At 66.3% G+C, this 21,595-nt stretch carries 18 protein-coding genes; 10 read left to right on the top strand and 8 right to left on the bottom strand.

Features of this window, described 5'->3' with window-relative positions; translation table 11 throughout:
* Nucleotides 1-528, bottom strand: a complete 528-nt coding sequence (locus tag AAGA11_09915; GenBank protein ID MEM9603168.1) for a hypothetical protein — start codon at nucleotides 526-528, stop codon at nucleotides 1-3.
* 79 nt (nucleotides 529-607) lie between these two features.
* Here AAGA11_09915 and AAGA11_09910 point away from each other — a divergent pair, with 79 nt between their 5' ends.
* Nucleotides 608-1,222: a glutathione S-transferase family protein gene (locus AAGA11_09910; protein MEM9603167.1), complete on the top strand. Its 615-nt coding sequence runs from the start codon at nucleotides 608-610 to the stop codon at nucleotides 1,220-1,222.
* 2 nt (nucleotides 1,223-1,224) lie between these two features.
* Here the strand turns inward: AAGA11_09910 and AAGA11_09905 are convergent, their stop codons facing one another.
* Nucleotides 1,225-1,989: an alpha/beta hydrolase gene (locus tag AAGA11_09905; GenBank protein MEM9603166.1), complete on the bottom strand. Its 765-nt coding sequence runs from the start codon at nucleotides 1,987-1,989 to the stop codon at nucleotides 1,225-1,227.
* A 1-nt stretch (nucleotide 1,990) separates the two neighbouring features.
* On the bottom strand, nucleotides 1,991-2,599 hold the full coding sequence (locus AAGA11_09900; protein MEM9603165.1) for an arylesterase: 609 nt from the start codon (nucleotides 2,597-2,599) through the stop codon (nucleotides 1,991-1,993).
* 25 nt (nucleotides 2,600-2,624) lie between these two features.
* Here AAGA11_09900 and AAGA11_09895 point away from each other — a divergent pair, with 25 nt between their 5' ends.
* The 4 genes from AAGA11_09895 to nth all read left to right on the top strand — a co-directional run bounded on the left by AAGA11_09895 (nucleotide 2,625) and on the right by nth (nucleotide 8,704).
* Nucleotides 2,625-3,311, top strand: coding sequence for an ABC transporter ATP-binding protein (locus tag AAGA11_09895; protein MEM9603164.1), 687 nt, complete (start codon nucleotides 2,625-2,627; stop codon nucleotides 3,309-3,311).
* Nucleotides 3,312-3,315: 4 nt separating this feature from the next.
* Complete coding sequence (locus AAGA11_09890; protein MEM9603163.1) at nucleotides 3,316-5,793, top strand: FtsX-like permease family protein; 2,478 nt, start codon at nucleotides 3,316-3,318, stop codon at nucleotides 5,791-5,793.
* Nucleotides 5,794-5,879: 86 nt separating this feature from the next.
* The gene (locus tag AAGA11_09885; GenBank protein MEM9603162.1) at nucleotides 5,880-8,051 is read left to right on the top strand and encodes a bifunctional (p)ppGpp synthetase/guanosine-3',5'-bis(diphosphate) 3'-pyrophosphohydrolase; all 2,172 of its coding nucleotides are present in this window, start codon (nucleotides 5,880-5,882) and stop codon (nucleotides 8,049-8,051) included.
* On the top strand, nucleotides 8,051-8,704 hold the full coding sequence (nth, locus tag AAGA11_09880; protein MEM9603161.1) for an endonuclease III: 654 nt from the start codon (nucleotides 8,051-8,053) through the stop codon (nucleotides 8,702-8,704). Before AAGA11_09885 ends, nth begins: the two co-directional genes overlap by 1 nt.
* A 15-nt stretch (nucleotides 8,705-8,719) precedes the next feature.
* Here nth and AAGA11_09875 read toward each other — a convergent pair whose 3' ends face one another.
* Together AAGA11_09875 and AAGA11_09870 are read right to left on the bottom strand one after the other, a co-directional pair.
* Nucleotides 8,720-9,352: a phosphoribosyltransferase family protein gene (locus AAGA11_09875; protein ID MEM9603160.1), complete on the bottom strand. Its 633-nt coding sequence runs from the start codon at nucleotides 9,350-9,352 to the stop codon at nucleotides 8,720-8,722.
* On the bottom strand, nucleotides 9,345-10,094 hold the full coding sequence (locus AAGA11_09870) for an adenine phosphoribosyltransferase (GenBank protein ID MEM9603159.1): 750 nt from the start codon (nucleotides 10,092-10,094) through the stop codon (nucleotides 9,345-9,347). The genes AAGA11_09875 and AAGA11_09870 overlap by 8 nt, the downstream gene beginning before the upstream one ends.
* Before the next feature lie 245 nt (nucleotides 10,095-10,339).
* Here AAGA11_09870 and AAGA11_09865 point away from each other — a divergent pair, with 245 nt between their 5' ends.
* The 5 genes from AAGA11_09865 (at nucleotide 10,340) to AAGA11_09845 (ending at nucleotide 15,281) form a co-directional block, all read left to right on the top strand.
* Nucleotides 10,340-11,470: a spermidine/putrescine ABC transporter substrate-binding protein gene (locus AAGA11_09865; protein ID MEM9603158.1), complete on the top strand. Its 1,131-nt coding sequence runs from the start codon at nucleotides 10,340-10,342 to the stop codon at nucleotides 11,468-11,470.
* A gap of 183 nt (nucleotides 11,471-11,653) precedes the next feature.
* Nucleotides 11,654-12,502 (top strand): ABC transporter permease, encoded by an 849-nt coding sequence (locus tag AAGA11_09860; protein MEM9603157.1) that lies wholly within the window; start codon nucleotides 11,654-11,656, stop codon nucleotides 12,500-12,502.
* Nucleotides 12,499-13,296 carry an ABC transporter permease gene (locus tag AAGA11_09855; protein MEM9603156.1) on the top strand — a complete coding sequence of 266 codons (798 nt, stop codon included), beginning with the start codon at nucleotides 12,499-12,501 and terminating at the stop codon, nucleotides 13,294-13,296. The genes AAGA11_09860 and AAGA11_09855 overlap by 4 nt, the downstream gene beginning before the upstream one ends.
* A complete protein-coding gene (locus AAGA11_09850; protein MEM9603155.1) occupies nucleotides 13,289-14,368 on the top strand; it encodes an ABC transporter ATP-binding protein in 1,080 nt (359 codons plus the stop codon). Before AAGA11_09855 ends, AAGA11_09850 begins: the two co-directional genes overlap by 8 nt.
* A 25-nt stretch (nucleotides 14,369-14,393) precedes the next feature.
* Nucleotides 14,394-15,281 (top strand): polysaccharide deacetylase, encoded by an 888-nt coding sequence (locus tag AAGA11_09845; GenBank protein MEM9603154.1) that lies wholly within the window; start codon nucleotides 14,394-14,396, stop codon nucleotides 15,279-15,281.
* A gap of 27 nt (nucleotides 15,282-15,308) precedes the next feature.
* Here the strand turns inward: AAGA11_09845 and AAGA11_09840 are convergent, their stop codons facing one another.
* The 3 genes from AAGA11_09840 to AAGA11_09830 form a co-directional block, all read right to left on the bottom strand.
* Nucleotides 15,309-15,815, bottom strand: a complete 507-nt coding sequence (locus AAGA11_09840; protein ID MEM9603153.1) for a TIGR02281 family clan AA aspartic protease — start codon at nucleotides 15,813-15,815, stop codon at nucleotides 15,309-15,311.
* Complete coding sequence (locus AAGA11_09835; protein ID MEM9603152.1) at nucleotides 15,812-16,417, bottom strand: YigZ family protein; 606 nt, start codon at nucleotides 16,415-16,417, stop codon at nucleotides 15,812-15,814. Before AAGA11_09835 ends, AAGA11_09840 begins: the two co-directional genes overlap by 4 nt.
* Nucleotides 16,418-16,554: 137 nt before the next feature.
* Nucleotides 16,555-21,417 (bottom strand): NAD-glutamate dehydrogenase, encoded by a 4,863-nt coding sequence (locus tag AAGA11_09830; GenBank protein ID MEM9603151.1) that lies wholly within the window; start codon nucleotides 21,415-21,417, stop codon nucleotides 16,555-16,557.
* Nucleotides 21,418-21,595 lie beyond the last annotated feature (178 nt).

Raw genomic sequence — 21,595 nt, 5'->3', positions numbered from 1 at the left:
TCAGTAGGCTTTCTGGAGGGGCTCCAACGCCTCTTCGGCGCGTTGGCGTTGTACCTGCTCGTGTTGTTGGCGCACGATTGCGTGGGTGGCGGGTTCGCTGTAGATGAGTTGCGAGCACAGGCAGCCGCGGGCCTTCTGTAACGAGATCTCGATGCCATTGACTTGCCATCGCTGGCGTTCGTCAAATGAGAATTCGCCGGTCTCCAGCGTGGGTTCGCCGTACTTCGCGGTCAGGCGCGCCAGCATGGTGCGGTGGCCAATGCGGTGGATGTGGTACTCGGCGAAGCCGAACTTGCCGGTTTGGACGTCAAAGCCGAGGTAGAGTTTGAAGCTCACGTCGAGCACCGCGCGGCTGTCGAACACCTCGAACACCTGGTTGCGCTCGGTTTGCAGCAAGGTGGCACCGGCCCGCTGTGCCGCGAAGCCGAGGCTGCCCTTGTCGGCTGTGCCGAGCGGCACGCCGAACAGCTCGGCGCCGGAGACGCTGTGGCTAAGGGCCAACAGCAGCCAGGGAATCATGCGGTTCATACCCGGGTAGCGGCAGGGTGCCCCCACTTCCGCAGGGCCGATTCGGTACCATGTCCGGGTGTTCGAAGAGGAGGTCGCCGTGTACACCCTGATTGGCAACCCGCTGAACCGCAGTTTCCGCGTGCTCTGGACGCTCGAGGAACTCGGCGTGCCCTACACACTGGAGCCGGAACAGCCGCAGAGCGAGGCAATGCGCTCGGCCAACCCGAGCGGCAAGGCGCCGGCCTTGCGGGTTGATGCGGACGGCGCAACGGTCATCGACTCGGCTGCAATCTGCACCTTCCTCGCCGACCGGCACGGCGCCTTGACCCACACGGCCGGGTCACTGGCACGTGCACAACAGGACAGCTTTCTGCATTTCGCTCTCGACGACCTCGATGGCTCGCTCTGGACGCTGGCCAAGCACAGTTTCGTGTTCCCGAAAGAACACAGGAACAAGGACGCGATCCGCAGCGGCGTGGCCTGGGACCTCAAACGGGCCATCGCGGCCTTCGACACGCGCTGCGGCGCGGGCCCCTGGTTGACTGGCGATACCTTCACCGTTGCCGACCTCGTGACCGTGCACTGCATACAGTGGATGACCCGTGCTGGCAGCGTGCAGCCGAGCGAAGCGATGCGCGCGCTCTCGACCCGCGCGTCGGCCCGGCCTGCCTACCAACGCGCCGACGCCATTCGCCAGGACACTGCGGGCTGAGCTCAGCCCTCGAGTAGCGACGCGAGGGTCGCGTCGAGTGCCGCGAGGTCCGAGTCGCGCGACAATCGGTGATCACCGTCCTCGATCACGTGCAAGGCGCGGTCGTCGCAAGCCCACAGCGACACGAGTTTTTCCGATTGGGCGAGTGGTACGTCCGGGTCACGGGCACCGTGCAGTGCCCTGAGGGGGCGGTCGACATCAATCGGGCGGCGCAGCACGCACGCGGCACGGCTGCCCTCGATCAGCGCAGACGAGATCGGGTAGGGGCCGTCGCCGTAGTCGGAAGGCCGAAATACCGTGTCGCCGCGAGCAAGCGCTGTCCGCTCGGCAGTGCTGAGCGACGGCACCAGCAGGTCTTCGGTGAAATCCGGCGCCGCGGCCACGGTGACCACGCTGTGGACGCGTGCGGGATTGGCCAACGCGAGGTGTACCGCGATCCACGCGCCCATGCTCGAGCCGACCAGCACGTGTGTCGACGTCGGCACCGCCTGCAGCACCGCGAGCGCGTCTGCAGCCCAGAGACCGACGTGGCTCGATGCGAAGTCGCCACCGGAGTCGCCGTGGCCGCGGTAGTCCAGCGCCGTGAACGCGAGGCCGCGAGCGCGGGCCACGGCGCCGAGGTGCGTCGCTTTCACGCCGGCCCGGCTCGAGCGGAAGCCGGGCAGAAAGAACACGCCCGGTGCGTCGTCGAATGCCCCGTTTTGGTGCGTGTACGCGAGCCGCGCGCCGGGCGTCTCGAGCCAGCGCGTTGGGGGGGCGGTGGTCACGTCAGAGCAGCGGTTCGAGTGCGGGCCAGACCAGGTCAAGCATCAGCGGCTGTGCCGCCGCGTTGGGGTGGATGCCGTCGGCTTGCATGAGGTCGGGGTCGGTCGCAACGCCCTCGAGGAAAAACGGCACGAGCGGAACGTCCTCGGCTTCGGCGACCTCCTGAAAGGTCTCGAAAAAACGTTGCGTGTAACGCGCGCCGTAGTTGCTCGGAATGCGCATGCCGAGCAACAGCGGCTCGGCACCGGCCGCCTTGCTCAGCTGGACCATGCTTGACAAATTTTTACGAATATTTTTCAAAGATTGACCGCGTAGCCCGTCGTTGCCGCCAAGCTCGATGACTACAATGTCCGGGCGATGCACTGCCAGCGCGTCGGGCAGTCGAGCCAGGCCGCCGCTGGTGGTATCGCCACTGATCGCGCCGTTGATCACGGGCATTGGGGTGCCGCGCTCAGCCAGACGGTCGCGCAACAGCGCAACCCAGCCCTCGCGTTCATCGATGCCGTAGCCGGCCGACAGGCTGTCGCCGATCACGAGCACGCCGCTCGCCTGAAGCGGGTGGCACAAAAAAGTGAACGTTATCAGCAACGCGGCGATCAGACGGTTAAGCACGAAGTCACCTTGGGAGAGCCAGACATTGGAACACACTGTACTGCACGCGCAGTCGCTGTCAAAAACGGTCGCCGCGCCGCACGGCGAGGGCGCCGATCTGGTGTTGCTCGATTCGGCATCGCTCAGCGTGGCTGCGGGTGAAGCGGTCGCAATCATCGGACCATCCGGTGCCGGCAAGTCGACCTTGCTCGGCCTGCTCGCGGGTCTGGACACCCCGACATCGGGTGACGTCGAGATGTTCGGCCAGAGTGTCGCGGCACTCGATGAGGACGGCCGCGCAGCGCTGCGCCGCGGGCGTGTCGGCTTCGTGTTCCAGAACTTTCAACTGTTGCCCGGGCTCAGTGCGCGCGAGAACGTGCTGCTCACCCTCGAGCTTGCCGGCGCCGACAACCGCCAAGAAAACGCAAGCAAGGCACTTGCCGCTGTCGGTCTCGCCGAACGTGCGGAGCACATCCCGGCGCAGCTTTCCGGTGGAGAACAGCAGCGGGTGGCGCTGGCTCGCGCTTTCGCGATCGAGCCGCAACTGCTCTTTGCCGACGAGCCGACCGGCAACCTCGATCAGGCGACCGGCGAAGCCATCGCCGACCAACTGTTCGCCTTGCGCGACCAGAGCGGTTCGGCGCTGGTCCTGGTGACCCACGACAACACGCTCGCGGCGCGCTGCGATCGACGCCTGGTGATGCGCGGGGGTCGGCTCGATGTCTCGGACTGAGCGCTTGGGTACCGCGCGCCGCCGCCTCGGGTTGGCGTTGGCCGCCGAGGGCCGCGTGGTGGTGCTGGCGCTGGCGCTCGCGGTGGCGGCGGTCAGCGGGGTGGGCTTCTTCACCGAACGCGTCGGCGGCGCGCTGGCTGCGCGGGCCGACACCATGCTCGGTGGCGACCTGCTGCTGCGCGACGACCACCCGCTGGACGAGGAGGTCACCGCGGAGATCGATCGGCTGGGTCTGCGCTCGGTGTCGCTGCTGACCTTCCCGAGCGTCGCGCTGAACGACGAGGACGACACCGCGCTGGTGTCGGTCAAGGTGGTCGAGGCGGGGTACCCGTTGCGCGGGGAGCTGATCTCGCGCACCACGCGTGTCGGCGGCGCGCCGCTGAGCGGTGAGATCCCGCAGGCCGGTGAGGTCTGGGTCGAGGACCGCCTGCTGGCGGACCTGCGATTGGACATCGGTGACACCTTGTTCGTGGGCGCGCTCGCGCACCCGATCACCCGCGTCATCACCTACGAATCGGATCGCAGTGGATCGCTGTTTCAGATCGCACCCCGCGTGATGCTCAACCGCGCCGACCTCGAGGCGGCGGAATTGCTGGGCGAGGGCAGCCGCGTCAACCACATCACCCAACTCGTCGGCGAAGCGGACCAGGTGACTGCGCTGCAGGGTTTCGTGACCGCGCGTGCGCAGCCGGGCCTCGAGATCGAGACGATCGGCAGCTCGCGGCCCGGTGTGCAACGCTCGTTGGACCGCGTAGGCCGCTTCCTCGGCATGGCTGCCATGTTGACGGTGCTGGTTGCCGGCGCCGCCGTCGCGGTCTCGCTGCAGGAGCAGGTCACCCGCGCGTCAGATGAAGCAGCGGTTCGGCGCGCCTTCGGCGCCACGCACCGCCAGGTGCTGGTGCGGGTGCTGACGGTGCTGTCCTGGCAGGCGGTGCTCGGTATCGCCGTCGGCCTGGTGCTGGGCCTGATTCTGCAGGCCGGGATCAGTCAGCTGTTGGGCGCCTTGTTCGCCACCGACCTGCCGCTGCCCGGGCCCGCACCGGTTGTCGCTGGCGTGGTCACCGCGATCATCACCTTGGCGGGCTTCGGTCTGCCGGCGCTGCTTGGCATCCAACGGGTGCCGGTGATGCGCGTGTTGCGGCGTGAACTCGGTGCGCCGCCACCCGCGGCCTGGGTGTTGATCGCCTGTGCCGTCGCCGCACTCGCGGTGCTGCTGTTGTGGCAGGCGCGGGATGTCGTGCTGGCGGGGCTCGTGCTCGGCGCGTTGGTCGGCGCCACAGCCGCGCTCTACGCCCTCGCTGCGGCACTGCAGTGGCTGGCTGGCCGCATGCGCGGCAAGCTGCGGCCCGGTTGGCGTTTCGGCTTCGCCGCAATCGCCCGCCGTGGGGCCTTCGGCCGCTTGCAGCTCGCGGCCACCGGGCTCGGCCTGCTGTCGATGCTGCTGCTCTCGACCGTCGGCACCGATCTGCTGCGCACCTGGCAGCGCGAGTTGCCAGAGGATGTGCCGAACCTCTTCCTGGTCAACGTGCAACCCGACGACGCCACCTCGGTGCAAGGGCGCCTGGAGGAGATGACTGGCGACGCGGTGGACATCTACCCCATGACCCGCGGGCGCCTGGTGGCGATCAACGGCCAGAGCGTGGTGCCAGAGGACTTCATTGAGGAAGCCCGTCGCACCGTGTCGCGCGAGTGGAACATGACCTCGGCCGAGCTGCTCCGGCCCGACAACATCATCGTCGACGGCGACTGGTGGGCGCCCGGCAGCAGGGTCGACGAGGTGTCGCTGGAGGAAGAGCTCGCCGAGGAGCTCGGTGTCGGCATCGGCGATCGCATGACGCTGCGGGTTGCCGGGGTGGATGTCGAGGCCACCATCAGCTCGCTGCGCAAGGTGGACTGGGGCAATTTCAAACCCAACTTCTTCGCCATCCTCCACCCTTCGGTGCGCGAGAACCTGGCGACGACCTACATGACCAGCGTACGGCTCGACGACAACCAACGCGACGGCGCGGTCGCCGACATCGTGCGCGACCACCCCGGCGTGACGGCACTCGACGTGCGCTCGCTGATCGAGCGGGTGACCGGCCTGATCGATGCCGGCGCGGGCGCGGTGCGGTACACCCTGGTGCTGACACTGCTTGCCGGCGCCGTGGTGTTGGTCGCCGGGGTGCAGGCCTCGACGGCGGTGCGGATTCGCGAGTCGGCGCTGCAGCGGGTGCTCGGCGCGAGTCGACGCGAGGTGCGTCGGGCCGTGCTCGCCGAGTTCGCGTCGCTCGGGGCTGCCGCCGGCTTTGTGGCCGCGGTGGTCGCGCTGCTCGCCGGCCAGCTGGTGGCTCGACTGGTGTTCGAAGTCGACCTCTCACCCTCGTTGTGGCCGCTGATCGTCGGGCCACTCGGCGGCGGGCTCGGGCTGGCCCTGGCCGGTTGGCTCGCGGCCCGCGGTGCAGCCGGTCAACCGCCCGGGGTGCTGTTGCGGCGTCTCTGAGCGCCCCCGCCCGGACCGCCCGGACAGATGCACCTCTGTGCCACCGACCGGGCGGCGTGGGATAATCTCCGCGCTGCGCACGCCCCGTGTGCCGAGGAGAGCCGGCCATCAAACACGCACTGCACGTCGACGAGTCGGTCGCCGATTCACCGGACACGGTGCTCGAAGACCTCACCGCCGCGCTTGCGGAGAGCGACGCGGCACGCGTGCAGGACGCGGTGGAGCTCGCCTGGCCGGTGCACCTTCGCGAAGCCGAGGCGAGCCCGGTCAAGGCGGCCATCATGCTGCGTCGTCTCGGCGCCGACGCCGAGACGCGGGTCGCGGCCCTGCTCGCACCCGGTGCGGCTGGGGGTGGTCTCTCACTCGACGCCGTCAACGAGCGCTTCGGTTCGTCCGTGGCCAGCCTGGTGAAGAACGTCCGCTGGATGGACAGCTTCGCCGAGGCCGCAGGCCAGACGGCAACCGGGGATGTCGATGGGCGCTCGGAAACCATCCGGCGCATGCTGCTGACCACCGTCGATGATGTGCGCGCGGTGCTCGTCAAGCTGGTGTACCAACTCGGTCTGCTTCAGCGGCTGCGCCAGTCCGACGCCGGGGATCGCCAGCGCATCGCCCGTGAAACGCTCGACATCTACGCGCCGCTCGCCAACCGCCTCGGCGTGGCGCAGCTCAAGTGGGCGCTCGAAGACCTCGCCTTTCGCGAATGCGAGCCCGAGGCCTACAAGCGCGTTGCACGCGCGCTGGAGGAGCGCCGAACGGACCGTGAACAGTACGTCGAAGAGTTCGTCCAGACCCTGCGCGGGCTGCTCGACAAGGTCGGCTTCGACGCGGCGCACGTTTCCGGTCGCGCCAAGCACCTCTACAGCATCTGGCGCAAGATGGTGCGCAAGCGCCTCGAGTTCGACCAGCTCTTCGACGTGCGCGCGGTGCGCGTGTTGGTCGACGACGTGCGCGAGTGTTACGCGGTGCTCGGCATCGTGCACAACGCCTGGGCGCCGATCCCGAGCGAGTTCGACGACTACATCGCCAACCCCAAGGAGAACGGGTACCGCTCACTCCACACCGCGGTGCTCGGCCCGGGCGGCCGGCCCGTCGAAGTGCAAGTGCGTACCCGCGACATGGACCGCGATGCCGAGCTTGGCGTGGCAGCGCACTGGGCCTACAAGGAGGGCGGGGCGTTCGACCAGCGCCTGCAGCAGAGCATCACGGTGCTCCGTCAGTTGCTGGACGGCGAGGGCGATGTCAGCCAGTTGGCCAGCGAGGCACTCGGTGAGCGGGTGTATGTGTTCACACCGAACGGTGACGTCAAGGACCTGCCGCTCGGCGCAACGCCGCTCGATTTCGCCTACGCCGTGCACACCGAGATCGGCCACCGGTGCCGGGGTGCCAAGGTCAACGGTGCGATCGCCGCGCTGAACCGAACGCTCGAAACCGGTGACCGCGTCGAAGTGCTCACTGCGCGGGACGCGCGGCCGAGCCGCAACTGGTTGTCACGCGAGCTTGGTTACCTCGCCAGCAGCCGTTCACGCGCCAAGGTGCGGGCCTGGTTCAACGCGCGTGACTTCGACGAGAACCTGGCCGAGGGACGGCACATCATCGAGTCCGAGCTGCGGCGCCAGAACGCGCACCAGCTCAGTGCCGAGGACCTCGTCAAACCGATGCGGCAGGAGAGCCTGACAGCATTGTGCGTTGCGCTTGGCCGTGGCTCGATCGGCTACTCGCAGCTGACCGGCGCGATCGAAACCCTGCGCCGACCGGTGAAGCAACAGCCGCTGTTCAAACCCAGCCAGCTCGAGCGCCCCGCGCCTGGCGAAATCAGTGTGCGCGGTGTCGGCCAGTTGCTGACGCGCCTGGCACCCTGTTGCAACCCCGTTCCCTACGACGACATCGTCGGTTTCATCACCCGCGGCAAGGGCGTGACGGTGCACCGCAAGGACTGCAACAACGTGGTCAACCTCTCCGGCGCCGATATCCAGCGGCTGATCGAGGTGGAGTGGGGCATCGAAACGTCGGGTCGCTACACCGCCAAGCTCCGTATCGAAGCCTGGGACCGCAACGGCTTGTTGCGCGACATCTCGGCGGTGTTCAGCAACGCCCAGATCGGGCTGTCAGCGATGAAGCTCGACACCGACCCGGCAGAGAACATCACCGTGATCCACCTGAGTTGCGACGTCCCTGACGGCGACGCCCTGAACACCGCGATGACCCGCCTGCACCAGGTCCCGAATGTCATCGACGTGCGGCGGGAGGCGAACTGATGCGCAAGGCCGAGCGGGCCGACTACGTCATGGCCCGCCTGCAGGCGCTCTACCCCGAGACACCGGTACCTCTGGACCACAGCAACACCTACACCTTGCTGGTGGCCGTGTTGCTCTCGGCGCAGTGCACCGATGCGCGGGTCAACACCGTCACGCCCGCGCTCTTCGCGCACGCCGACAACGCCACCGCGATGACCGCGGTGCCGTTCGAGACCATCGCGCGCATCGTCAAACCCTGCGGCCTCGCACCGCGCAAGGCCGAGGCCATCGCCCGCCTCTCGGAGATCCTGGTGGCCGAGCACGGCGGTGAGGTACCGGCGGACTGGCAGGCGCTCGAAGCGTTGCCGGGGGTGGGGCACAAGACCGCGTCGGTGGTCATGAGTCAGGGCTTTGGTGTGCCGGCGATGCCGGTCGATACCCACATTCACCGGCTCGCGCAACGCTGGGGCCTGAGCAACGGCAAGAGCGTCGAGCAGACCGAGCGCGACCTGAAAAGGCTCTTTCCCGAATCGAGCTGGAATGCCTTGCACCTGCAGATCATCTTCTACGGGCGCGAGCACTGCACCGCGCGCGGCTGTGATGGCACGGTCTGCGAGATCTGTCGAACCTGTTACCCGCGCCGGCGCAAACCGGTGGTCACACGCAAGGCCTGAGGGGCGTGTGAGCGCTCAGGCGTCGGAGGTCGGAAACGCCGCTTCGGGGCGGTAGTGCGCGAAGCTGCTGAGCGTCTGTGCGTTGCACTCGTCTTGCCAGCGTGAGCCCGGCACCACCGCCGACACGCAGGGAAAACGGGTACGGTAGCCCTCGGTCTGCGGGTTCGCCTCGATGGCGATTGCCACCAGCCCTGCCACCACGCCGGCCTGGCGCTGCACCAGCTCAATAGCGCCTTGCATCGTCCCACCGGTCTCGATCCACTGGTCGACCAGCAGCACCCGCGTGCCCGCAGCAAACGCCGGCAAACGCATCTCCATGTCCTGGGTTCGGCCAGAGTAGTTGCTGAACGACACTTTGTCGGTGTCCACGCACAGCTTGCCGGCCTTGCGAATCGGCAGGAAGCCGCAACCCGAACGCGCGGCGAGCGCCGCGCCGAGTACAAAGCCCATGGCGTCGAGGCCCGCGACCACATCGTAGTCGACCTCGCCGAGGTCGCTCATCAGGTCGTCGAGGAGGTCGGTGAACGCGCGTTGGTTGATGTAGATCGAGGTCGGGTCAAGCCACGCAAAATGTTCGCCTTTGGTGTTCGGCGCCATGATGTTCAGGTACCAGCGGTCGTCGCGCGGGCCTTTGGCGGAGTCAGTCATGTGCGGTGTCCTGGCCGAGCTGTCGCGACACCGCCATCAGCGCGTCGAGGCGGTCGGGGTCGATGTCGTAAAAATTGTCGGGGTGGTTGATGCCGGTGGCGACCATGAAACAGTCGACGTCGCCGTAGTCGCGTGCGTTCTCGGGTGTGATCCCGGAGGCGAGGGCGAGTGGCGCGGTGCCGATGGCCTCGCGGAAGGTGCCAACCTTGCCGAGGTCGGCCTGGTGGCCGGTGGCCACACCGGACGTGGTCACCACATCCATCTGCGGCACGGCGTTGCGTGCCGCGCTGGCGTAGTGTCGCGGCGCGACTTCGCGCTGCTTCTTGAAACAGGTGCCACCGAAATACAAGCCGTCCCAGCCGCTGTTGGCGCGAACCGCGGCGATCTCGCTGGCCTCGGTGTCGCGGCCGTGCTCGTCGACGCAGGCGTCATCTGCCCAGTAGGCATCGACGCGGCAGCCCTCGGCCTGCAGGGTCGCCAGCATCGGAAACGCGTGTCGTCCGGTGACCGCGAGGAAATTCACGCCAAGCCAGAGTGACGGGCAGCGCGCGCGCACGTCGCGGATGATCGGCAGAAACCGCGCGGGCTCGAAGTCGTGGTTGATCAGAAAACAGCCGGGCGCACCGGCGGCAATCACGGCCCGCACGTTCTGCAAGGTGCGCGCGCTGTCGAGCACGTGGATGACCGGCAACACCACCGGGCCGACGGACTTGAACGCGGCGTGGAAGTCGATGCGATTCATCCGCGTATCCTACGTCGCGCGCACCGGTTTGCGAAGCGCAAGGGCGGTCGAGCACTCTGCGGGGCAAGGCGGCCATGGCCCGGGTTGCGTCCCGAATGCCCCACGGTAGTGCGCCGGCGCACCACCCTGTTCGCTTTCAAACGCACCGCGGTTTCTGATAGGTTGGGGGCGTTTCGTGGGCGTGCCGAGTCGCGGACGATCACGACACCCAATGGCCTTCTCACAGCAACCCTTCGGAGCACACCATGGCTGATGACACACCCCGGAAATCGATGAACAGACGCGACGTCTTGCGCATGGGCGGCGGCGCTATCCTGTCTGCGCCCTTCATCAGCCGTGCGTGGGCGACCACCACCGAGATCAACATGCTGGCCTGGTACGGCCACGGTGAGCCCGACATCGTCGGCGAGTTCGAGGAAGCCAACAACGTCAAATTCGTACCCAAGTACTACGCTGGTGGCGACAACATGCTCGCCTTGATCGCGCAGTCGCCGCCGGGCACCTACGACCTTATCCTCTCCGACGCGGAGTTCGTGCAGCAGCTCAACGCCGCGGGCTACATCGACCCGCTCGACGCGGCCGACTACCCCTTTGACGACATGCTGCACAGCGATTTCACCGAGTTTCCCGGGCACTGGAAGGACGGCACGCTGTACTCGATGATGGTGCGCTGTGGCCACTTGGGCGTGTCGTACAACACCACGGCGGTCAGTGCCGAGGAGGCGACGAGCTACGACGCCTTCTGGAAGAAAGAACTCGCCGGCAAGGTCGGGCACTTCGACTGGCACCTGCCGAGCCTCGGCATGATGAGCCTCAAGAACGGCAACGGCGCCGCGCTCTGGGACCTCGACGACGCGGCGTGGCAGGCGGTGCAGGACACCACGATGAGCCTGCGGTCGCAGATCGGCGGCTACTTCGATTACGGCGGCACCTTCAACGGGCTGAAGAACGGTGAGATGCTGGCGATGTGCGGCATCGGAGACTGGATCACCGGTGCACTCGAACGCGATGGCGCTCCGGTTGCCTCGGCGATTCCGAAAGAGGGCGGTATCCAGTGGACCGAGAGTTACTCGATCGGCAAGGGCAGCGAGAAGGCTGACATCTGCAAGAAGTTCATCCAGTACATGCTGTCGCCGGCCGGTCAGGTCAAATCGGCGCAGATGCTCGCGTACCCGGGCTTCTGCATCACCAAGGCGGGCCGCGCGGCGCTGATCGAACAGGACCCGGCGGAAGCCAAGCGCAGCCACCAGATGGACGGCATGCCGAACGAGCCGATTGCGTTGATCAACGACGGCCGGGTGCACTACCGCGATATCCCGCAGCAGCAGAGCCTCGAAGACTGGAACGACTTCTGGTCCGAGTACAAGAACGCCTGATACCGCTGATGCCCGTGTGCACCGGCAATCGGTCGGTGCGCAACGGACCCTGCTGGCCTGGCCAGACCGCGCTGCACGGCACGCCCAGGGCCGTCGGCGATTCAACGACCCCGTTTCCACGCCTGGAGGGCGCGTGCAGTTCACTCTCCCCTGTGCCTCGGGTGGTCGCCGGTGTCGCGCGACATGACGCGCAAGCCCGACGTCTACGCCCTCACGTGGCGGCTGCCGATCATCCTGTGGCAGGTGTTGTTCTTCGTTGGCCCCTTGCTGTTCATGGTGGCGATCTCGTTTTATCTGGTGAAGAACTACCGGATGACCGAGGCGTTCGAGTTCGTCAACTGGCAGAAGATGCTCTCGCGCAGCTACTTCTGGGACAGTTACTGGTACACGCTGTTCATCGCCACCGTGAGTGCGATCACCGCCATGCTGGTCGCGTTTCCGGCGGCTTACGCGCTGGCCTTCAGAGCGTCGGAATCGGTCCGCCGTTTCGCCATCTTTCTGCTGATCATCCCCTTCTTCTCGTCGTACATCGTGCGGACCTTTTCCTGGTATGTGATCCTCGCCGAGAGCGGGGTGTTGAACGCGGCGCTCGGCTACGTCGGACTCGGGCCGTTCAAGATGCTCAACACCCACTTCGGCACGCTGGTCGGTTACCTCACGCTGACGCTGCCGCTCGCCGTTATCCTCCAGACGGTCAGCATGGCGAATATCGACAAGACGCTGGTCGAAGCCGCGCGCAACCTCGGCTGCAAACCGCTGGCGACCCTGTGGCGGGTGATCATCCCGCTGGCGAGCACCGGGCTGATCGTCGCGATGTTGTTCTGTTTCATCCTGAGCTTCGGTGACTTCGTCGCGCCGTTCTACCTCGGCGGCTCGCAGGAGCCAACCCTGCCGATCCTGATCCTCGACACCACCAAGTCGGGGCAACAGTGGCCACGTGCTGCAGTGGTGGCCATCATGATGATGGCGACGCTCTTCACCGTGGCGTTCGCCGCGATTGCCTTTGCCTACCGGAAAGGGGGTGCTCGGTGAGGCTGTCCAACGCGGTGTTTGGCGCCTATGTGCTCGCCGTGTTTGCCTTCGTGTTTGCGCCGATTGCGTTCAGCCTGGTGTTCTCGTTCAATTCGCAGCGCTTTCCGACGATCCCGCTGGGGGACTTTTCCACCGAATGGTACGAGAAGATCCTCGCGGACCCCGACGTCTGGAAGGCCGCGATCAACTCGCTGACGGTCTCGGCCTGTGCGGCGTTGATCGCGACCTTTCTGGGTTTTTGCACAGCTTACTCCGACTACCGCTACCGGTTCCGCTTCAAGGGGGCCTTCCTCGCGCTGATTCTTCTGCCGCCGACGATCCCGCTGATCATCATGGCGCTCGCCATGCTCGCCTGGCTGTCCAAGCTTGGCTTGTCGGGCCAGCTGGGGTCGATCATCATCGCGCACTCGGTGCTTACTGCGCCGTTCGCGATGGCGATCATCCGGCTGCGGTTGAACCAGATGGACCCCGATCTCGAGTCGGCTGCCTGGAACCTCGGTGGCAGTGAGTGGCAGACGATGTGGCACGTCATTTTGCCGTTCTGCCGGCCGGCAATCGTCTCGGCGCTCTGCCTCGCGGCGGCGGTCTCCTTCGACGAGTTTGCCGTCGCGTGGTTCGTCTCCGGGCTCAACCAGACCGTGCCCGTCGTCATCCTCGAAATCGTGCAAGGCAACATCGATCCCCAGGTGAACGCCATTGGCACCTTCGTCTTTCTGATCTCCATCACGCTGATCGTGCTCGCCCAGGTGGTGTTCATCAGCCGTCGCGTCAAGGGCCACAGCCACCATGTCTGAACCACTTGCCCGCTTTAGCCAGGTGCGGAAGCAGTTCGGCGACTTCGTCGCCGTCGAGAACATGAACCTCGAGATCGCCCGCGGCGAGTTTCTCGCGATCATGGGTTCCTCGGGCTGCGGCAAAACCACGACCTTGCGCATGCTGGCGGGTCTGGAGACGCCGACCACCGGCGGGATCCACATCGACGGGCGGCTCATGAACGACGTCAAACCGCACGAGCGGGATACGCCGTTGGTCTGGCAATCGCTCGCCCTGTTTCCGTTTCTGAGTGCGCGCGAAAACGTCGAGTTCGGACTGAAGATGCGCGGCGTGGCTGCGCCGGAGCGCCGACGACGCGCCCTCGATTGGCTCGAGCGCATGGAGATCGGGGCCTTTGCCGACCGCGACATCAGTACGCTGTCCGGCGGGCAGCGGCAACGCGTCGCCCTGGCGCGTTCGTTGGTGATGGAGCCGGAGATGTTGTTGCTCGACGAGCCGCTCTCGGCGCTCGACGCCAACCTCGTGATCCGCATGCAGGCGGTGCTGACCCAACTGCAGCGCGAGCTCGGCATCACTTTCGTCTACGTGACCCATTCGCAGTCCGAAGCCTTCGCCATGGCGGACCGCGTGGTGATCATGAGCCAGGGTCGGATCGACCAGATCGGCACACCCAAGGACATCTACCGGGCACCTGCGAACCGCTTCGTCGCTGAATTCGTGGGCCGCAACAACATCCTGGCCGGCGAGGTCACCGGAAACGACGCCGGCGACGCCGCTGTGGCGACCCCGTCCGGCCGCTACCGGGTCCCCGGCACCGCGGCAGGTGAGGGGGCGCGGATCGAGTTCGTCGTTTCGGCGGACCGTGTGTCGGTGTCGACCGAGGCACCCGACGACGCCAACCGCGTGCAGTGCACGTTGATATCCGAGGAGTTTGTTGGCTCGGTGGTCACACTCTTCTGCGAGAGCGACGACGGCACCGAATTCAAGGTCCAGGTCCAGGAGCGCGAGCTCAACCAGCACGAGCTCAGCAGTGGTGACACGGTCTGGCTCAGTTGGCGTCCCGAGGACGTGCACGTCCTCGACGGCGATTGACACGCCCACGGAACGGAGGCACGGCATGTTGCGCAACCCCATCCCCTGGCCAAACGGTGCACGGTGCGCCGTCGCCATCACCTTCGACATGGACGCCGACAGCCTGATCCACATCGCCAGGCCCGCCGACAGCCACCGACGGCTCTACCCGACCTCGATGGGGCGGTATGGGCCCAACGTGGCCTTGCCGCGTATCCTCGACACCTACCGCCGATTCGGTTTGTCGCAGTCCTTCTTCATTCCGGGCTGGTGCCTGGAGACCTACCCCGAGACCGCCGAAGCCATTTTGCAAGGCGGACACGAAATCGGCTACCACGGCTACCTGCACGAAGACCCGATCGTGACCTACGGTGAGCAGCGCGCGTGGTTCGATCGCACCTTGGCCGTGCATGCGCGGGTGTGCGGTGGTGCGCCGGCCGGCTATCGGGCTCCGGTGTACAACATCACCGACGAGGTGCTGGATCTCCTGATCGAGCACGGTTTCCGCTACGACAGCTCGATGATGGCCGACGATATCCCCTACCGGGTCGAGACCGCGCGCGGCGGGTTGTACGAGATGCCGGTGCACTGGGGCACCGACGACTGGCCGCCGTTCGCGCACTACGAGGAAATCGGCTACATGATGCCGGTGCAGGCGCCGAGTGCGGGCCTTGCAGGCTTCTGGGAGGAGTTCGAGGCGCAGTATGCGGTCGGCGGGTTCTTCATGCTGATCGTGCACCCGTTTCTGACCGGTCGACTCGCGCGCTGGCGGTTGGTCGAAGCCTGGATCGAGCGCACCCTGAACGAACGCGACGTCTGGTTCACCACACTCGGCGGCATCGCCGACCACCTCGATGCGCTGACCGCGGCGGGCAGCTGGCAACCGTCGACCGAGCGGCTGCCGTACGTCGACTCACCGCCGGCCGGCAGCTGACGGCGCCTGCCCCGGACAGCCGCAGGCTCAGGGGTGCTGTCGCAGCACCAGCGTGCCGTCGCGCTGGACGAGTTCGAGCTGACCGAGAAAGCTCATGCCGAGCAGCACGTGGTCGCCGCTCATGCGCGGGTTGATGCTGGCGTTCACGCGTGGCAGTTCGATCCCACCGAGGCGCACACGGTTGATGACCGTGTCATAGACCGTGATCGTGCCATTCGCGGTACGTGCGCGGGACGCCCGACCCCGGGTCAGGCCGGCGCGCTCTGCCAGCTCGGCCGACAACACCACGTCGGTCGCGCCAGTGTCGAGCAGGAAGCGTGCGCGTTGCCCGTTGACCTCGCCGCCAGCGACGAAGTGACCCTGGCGGTTGGCCCGCAGGGTCACCTCCACGAGTTCACCGCGCGTGCGCGTGTCGGGGTTGTCATTGGGGTTGTGGCGGTCGTCGAGTGTGCGGTTGAACACCAACGCGAGCAGGGCACCGCCGACGACCCAGGCGAGGGCCATCATGACCAGACCGGTTCGCCGCGTGCTCACCGTGTGCTGACCTCGGCCAGGCCGTGGCTGGCGTCGCGCACGGCCCGTTGCAGGGCATCGAGTTGGTCCGACGGTACGCTGCTCAGCAGTTCGACGCTGTCGGTGTAGCGCGTGTCTTCAACCGGTGCCGTGTGTGCGGCCAGCACACGACGCAACGCGGACTCGGCGGCGTACGGGCCGGTGACGCGCACGGCGGTCCGCGCACGCCAGGGCTGTGTCTCGAGGGTGGCCAGTGCATCGGCCACCGCCTGCGTGTAGGCGCGCACCAGCCCGCCGGTGCCCAGTTTGGTGCCGCCGAAGTAGCGTGCGGTAGCGGCAACCACAAAGCCGATTTCGCCGTGCTGCAGCACGTTGAGCATGGGTTTTCCGGCGGTGCCGCTCGGCTCGCCGTCGTCCGAGCAGCCCACGGCCGTGGTGTGCCCCGGGGCACCGGCAATGAACGCCCAACAGACGTGGTTCGCGGTGGGGTGATGCGCGCGTTGCCGAGCGATGCAGGCCTCGGCGTCACGTGCGCTGCCGGCGTGCGCGATGTGGGTCAAGAAGCGCGACCGCTTGATCTCGAGCACCGCGTCCACCGGGCCAGCGGGTATGAGGCAACGCATGGCGACGGCTCAGGCCGCCCAGAGGACAGCCGGGCGGGTGTCGACCCGGGGCACGTCGGTCGCGTGCCCGGGTGTGCCACGGTCGGGCCGCGCTCGGTCGGGCAGCTCCCGGCCGGACCGCTCCCGGCCGGACCGCCTCACGTCATCGCAGCGTCGGTCTGCAGCAGGTCGTGCACCTCGTTGACCGCGACCGACAGCATGGCGAAGTCGGTCGACTCGGCGGCCTTGATCTCGCTCATCAGCCGTTGGTAGCTGCGCAGGTGGCTCTCGCCGTTGTCGGCCCATTTCTGTACCAGCGTGTCCGCTTTTTTCGCGCCCTTGACCGTGGTGATCACTTCGGCGGTCAGCTTGCGTTGTTGGTTGTGCAGGTCGGCGCGCAACCGCGACTTTGCCAGGCTGTGCCAGTGGTTGTTGACGCTGATCTCGGCGATCTGGTCGCGCAACCATTGGAGTTCCAGTCGGGCGCCGAGTTCAAAGTACACGCTGGCGACGAGGCTCACGTCGCTGCCGGTCTGCTTCGCCACCTCGACCACGTCGAGGGCGGATGACAGCGGCACCACGTTGGCCACACGGGCGGCCAGTTCGCGGCTGACGCCGGCGCCGACGAAGTAGGCCGCGCGCGCCTCCAGCGATTGGCGGTTGATGATCGCGAGCGGCTTGGGCAGTGCTTCAATCAGGGTGTGCAGATCCGCCTGGTAATAGTCGATGCTGTCGGTGATGGCCCCCTGAGCCCGGCGGGCGCGCACCAGCCAGTGAATCGATCGCTCGACCAGACCCCGCACCAGGATCATGAGGTCGCTCTGCACCGACGACGAGACTTTGTTGTCCAGCGCCTCGATGTCCCGCCACAGACCGTCCATGTCGAACAGCGAGACGGTGACGACGAAGGCGCGCATCAGGTCCGCCACCTCGGCGCCGATCTCGCTGCGCAGGCGAAACGCGAAGCTTGGCCCCAACCGGTTGACGAAGGCGTTGGTCAGCACGGTCGCAATGATTTCACGCCGCAGCCTGTGGTGCGCCATCTGATCGCGGTAACGCTCGGCCAGCAAGGCCGGAAAGTAGTCAACCAGCACCTGCATCAGGAAGGGGTCGTCCGGGACGTCGGACTCGAGCACCTCGGTGTACAGGGTCATCTTCGCGTAGGACACCAGCACCGCCAGTTCCGGCCGCGACAGGCCCTCGCTCGCGGCCAGGCGTTCGGCAATCTGCTCCTTGTCAGGCAGGAACTCGAGCGACCGGTTGAGTTGCCCGGCGACTTCAAGGTCGGTCATGAACCGTCCGTGTTCGCTCATCAGGGAAGGCGCTTGCGCGGCTGCAAGCGTGATGCATTGGGTCTGCTGGTAGTTGTCCTCGAGCACCAACAGGCCCACTTCGTCGGTCATGGCCTCCAGCGTCTTGTTGCGCTGCTTCTCGGTCAATTCGCCCTGCTCGACCACCTGGTCGAGCAGGATCTTGATGTTGACCTCGTGGTCCGAGCAGTCCACACCTGCACTGTTGTCGATCGCGTCGGTGTAGTTGAGTGCGGTGGTTTCGCCGATCCCGTGTCGCCGCGCGAATTCGATGCGTCCGGCCTGGGTGACGCCGAGGTTGCCGCCCTCGCCGATCACACGGCAGCGCAACTCGGTGGCGTCCACCCGCACGGCGTCGTTGGCGCGATCTGCCGCGTCGGCGTGGGTTTCGTCTGATGACTTGATGTAGGTGCCGATGCCACCGTTCCAGAACAAGTCCACCGGCGCCTTGAGGATGCCGTTTATCAGCTCGTTTGGTGTCAGGGTGGTTTTTTCAAGGCCGAGTGCATTGCATGCGAGTTTCGTCAAGGTAATCGACTTGGCACTGCGCGCGTAGATGCCGCCGCCTTCGGAGATGAGGTCGAGGTTGTAGTCTTCCCAGGTGGTGCGCGGCGTCTCGAACAGGCGCTGGCGCTCGGCGAAGCTGCTGGTCGCGTCCGGCGACGGGTCGATGAAGATGTGCATGTGGTTGAACGCGGCCACCAGGCGGATGTGCTCCGAGAGCAGCATGCCGTTGCCGAACACGTCGCCGCCCATGTCGCCGACGCCAACCACAGTGAAGTCCTCGGTTTGGGTGTCGACACCGATTTCGCGGAAATGCCGCTTGACCGATTCCCAGGCACCCCGCGCCGTGATCCCCATGCCCTTGTGGTCGTAACCGTTGGAGCCGCCTGAGGCGAAGGCGTCGCCGAGCCAGAAGCCGTATTCCTTGGAGACGCTGTTAGCGAAATCGGAGAAGGTCGCGGTGCCCTTGTCGGCAGCAACGACCAGGTAGGGGTCGTCTGGGTCGTAGCGCACGACGTCGGTCGGTGGCACGATCTCGCCCGCGACGAGGTTGTCGGTCAGGTCGAGCAGGCCGCGCAGAAAGGTCTTGTAGCAGGCCACGCCCTCGGCCATGAAGGCCTCTCGGTCGCCGGGAGCCGGCGCCTGCTTGAGCACGAATCCGCCTTTTGAGCCGACCGGCACGATGACGGCGTTCTTGACCATCTGCGCCTTGACCAACCCGAGGATCTCGGTGCGAAAGTCCTCGCGCCGGTCTGACCAGCGCAGACCACCGCGCGCCACCTTGCCGCCGCGCAAATGCACGCCTTCGACACGCGGCGAGCAGACGAAAATCTCGAACATCGGACGCGGCAGCGGGATACCCTCGATCTGCGCCGGGTCGAGTTTGATTGACAGGTAGTCCTTGTGTTGGCCCGCGCCGTCACGTTGAAAGTGGTTGGTGCGCAGGGTCGCGCTGACGAGGTTGCGGAAGGTCCTGAGAATCCGGTCTTCGTCGAGGCTCGCAACGTGCTCGAGTTGGGCGTCGATCTCGGCGTCGATGCGCGCGACGGTGTCGGCATTGTCTGCCGCCTGAGCGGGGTCGAAGCGGGCGTGGAAAAGGGCAACGATGTCGCGGACGATCGCGGTGTTGCTGTGCAGGCTGGTCGCGATGTACTGCTGCGAGAACGGGCTGCGGATCTGCTGCATGTATTTCGACAGCGCCCGCAGCACCAGCACGTCACGCCAGCTCAGGCCGGCCTGAACAACCAACTGGTTCAGGCTGTCGTTTTCAACTTCCCCGCGCCAGACGCGGGCAAACGTCTCGATGAATTGTTCGGATACGGCGTCCGGGTCGATGTGTTGCCCGTCGCGTGCGCGCAGGGTGAACTCGTGCAGGTGGAAAGTGATACCGTCGCTGCGCTGGACAATGAAGGGGTGCTCGCCGATCACGCGCAGGCCCATGTTCTCGAGCACCGGCAGCACGTCGGACAGCTCCACCGAGGCGTTCGGCGAGTAGAGCTTGAAGTGCACCACGTTTTCGTCTGCCAGCAGCGGACGGAAGAACTGCAGGGCCAGGTCGCCGCTCTCGGCGATCGATTCCATACGCTCGACGTCGAAAACCGAGGCCGAGGCCTGGAAGGCGTCCTTGTACGCCGCGTCGAAGCCGCCGCCGTAGAGCGCGAAGAGGGCGTTGCCGCGTTCCTCGCCGCAGTGGTCGTGGAGGCTCTCGGCGAACTGGTCCTCCCAGCTGCGCGCGACGTCGATCAGTTTCTGCTCGAGTGCCGCCCAATCGATGTCGTGGTCCAATGCGTTGCTGCGGCTCCAGATCACGTAGTTCAGCCGGGCCAGGGCCGAGCCCGACGAGAATTCGGTGTCGAACTCGACGTCGTAGCCGTCGAGGGAATCGGCGAGTATCGCCTGCACCGCCAGTCGCAACTCGCGGCCGTACTTGTCGCGCGGCACGTACACCAGACAGTTGTAGAACCGGCCGAAACGGTCGCGTTGCCCGAACAACGCCACACGTTGGCGCTCCTGCAAGTGCAGGATACCGGTGACCATCGCGGTCAGCTCGGGTGCCTTGGTCTGCAGGAACATGTCGCGGGGGAAGGTCTCGATGATGTCGGCAAACTGCTTGCCGTCGTGACCGTAGGGGTTCAACTTGGTCGCCTTGATCGCGGTCTTGGCGCGACGTCGCAGCAGCGGGATGTCGCTGACCAGGGCGCGGTATGCGTGCGACGTGAACAAACCGAGGAAGCAGCGCCACGCACTGATCTCACCGGCATCATTGCGCACACTGACCGCGATCAGGTCCATGCGGGCGTCGCGGTGCACGGTGGCGTGCAACGCCGACTTGGTCACCAACAACGGGCTCTCGTCGTCGATCAGCACGTCGGCCTGGGGCAACACGTCCCGCGCGGTCTGCGCGTCCGAGCCGCGGCGGTTGTGAATCGCGCAGAGCGACGCCTTCTTGTTGAGCTTGAGCTGTTTGCCCGCGACGGCGTACTCGCAATAACCCAGGAAGGTGAAGTGGCCGTCGCGCAGCCACTGCATGAAGGCGCTGCCCTCGGCCGCTGCGGCGTCGCCTTCACGCGCGCCGAGCTCGGCGACGCAGAGGTCGGCGCGTTCGAGCATCGTCGGCCAGTCCTGTGTGGCCGCCGTGACGTCGGTCAACACGCCTCGCAGGTTGATTTCGAGTGCCCGCAGGGTCTCGGTGTCGGTGCGTTTGTCCACCTGGATCTGCACCCAGGCCTCACGGTGGGTGTCCGCCGTTTCGACGTCGGCGAGGCCGGAGAGTCGACCGGCACTGTCGCGCTCGGCAGCCAGAATCGGGTGCACAGTCAGGTGCACTGTCACGCCCGCTCGGGCCAGCGCGTGTTGCAATGAATCGACGAGGAACGGCCGATCGTCAGTCACCAACTCGACGATGGTGTGTGGCGATTGCCAGCCGTGGCGCTCGGCGTGCGGGTTGTACACCCTGAGGTGCGCTTCGCCGGGTTTGCGCTTCTCTGCCGCCGCCCAGTGGGCCAGTGCCGCGCCACTCAAATTCGCAGGTGTGCTGCCTTGCAGGTCGGCAAGTGGCACGCCACTGTAGTACTGGCTGATAAAGGAGCCGATGCGGGCGCGCTGGTCGCGCGGGATCACGGCTTCGCTTTCAACGAGAATGCGGTCTATGAGGTCTGCTGTCACGGTCACTGCCTTGTCGTGTGCGGTCGTCGAGAGGTTGGGCACGTCGTCGGTCTCCTGCGAAATCCGTTCGCCTTGATCGGCGACGGCGTGTCGCCAGGCAACCAATCGTCCGGCAGGAAGTGTGCCGTCACTGGCCAAGCGGTCATGGCTTGCCGCGCAGGGTGCTGGGCTCGCAGTGGCGCAGACGTGTTCGCGCCTAGCGTTACAGGCTGCCGCGCTG

It is taken from the genome of Pseudomonadota bacterium (assembly GCA_039196715.1).
Classification (GTDB): domain Bacteria; phylum Pseudomonadota; class Gammaproteobacteria; order CALCKW01; family CALCKW01; genus CALCKW01.
Note: the sequence above shows the minus strand (reverse complement) of the source record. Positions and strands in the feature narration are given on the sequence as shown.

What these genes read in the sequence shown, in the direction of transcription:
- AAGA11_09915 (MEM9603168.1), bottom strand. Translation starts at nt 528, where the DNA reads ATGAACCGCATGATTCCCTGGCTGCTGTTGGCCCTTAGCCACAGCGTC.
- nth (MEM9603161.1), top strand. Translation starts at nt 8,051, where the DNA reads ATGCGCAAGGCCGAGCGGGCCGACTACGTCATGGCCCGCCTGCAGGCG.
- AAGA11_09875 (MEM9603160.1), bottom strand. Translation starts at nt 9,352, where the DNA reads ATGACTGACTCCGCCAAAGGCCCGCGCGACGACCGCTGGTACCTGAAC.
- AAGA11_09870 (MEM9603159.1), bottom strand. Translation starts at nt 10,094, where the DNA reads ATGAATCGCATCGACTTCCACGCCGCGTTCAAGTCCGTCGGCCCGGTG.
- AAGA11_09865 (MEM9603158.1), top strand. Translation starts at nt 10,340, where the DNA reads ATGGCTGATGACACACCCCGGAAATCGATGAACAGACGCGACGTCTTG.
- AAGA11_09860 (MEM9603157.1), top strand. Translation starts at nt 11,654, where the DNA reads ATGACGCGCAAGCCCGACGTCTACGCCCTCACGTGGCGGCTGCCGATC.
- AAGA11_09850 (MEM9603155.1), top strand. Translation starts at nt 13,289, where the DNA reads ATGTCTGAACCACTTGCCCGCTTTAGCCAGGTGCGGAAGCAGTTCGGC.
- AAGA11_09845 (MEM9603154.1), top strand. Translation starts at nt 14,394, where the DNA reads ATGTTGCGCAACCCCATCCCCTGGCCAAACGGTGCACGGTGCGCCGTC.
- AAGA11_09835 (MEM9603152.1), bottom strand. Translation starts at nt 16,417, where the DNA reads ATGCGTTGCCTCATACCCGCTGGCCCGGTGGACGCGGTGCTCGAGATC.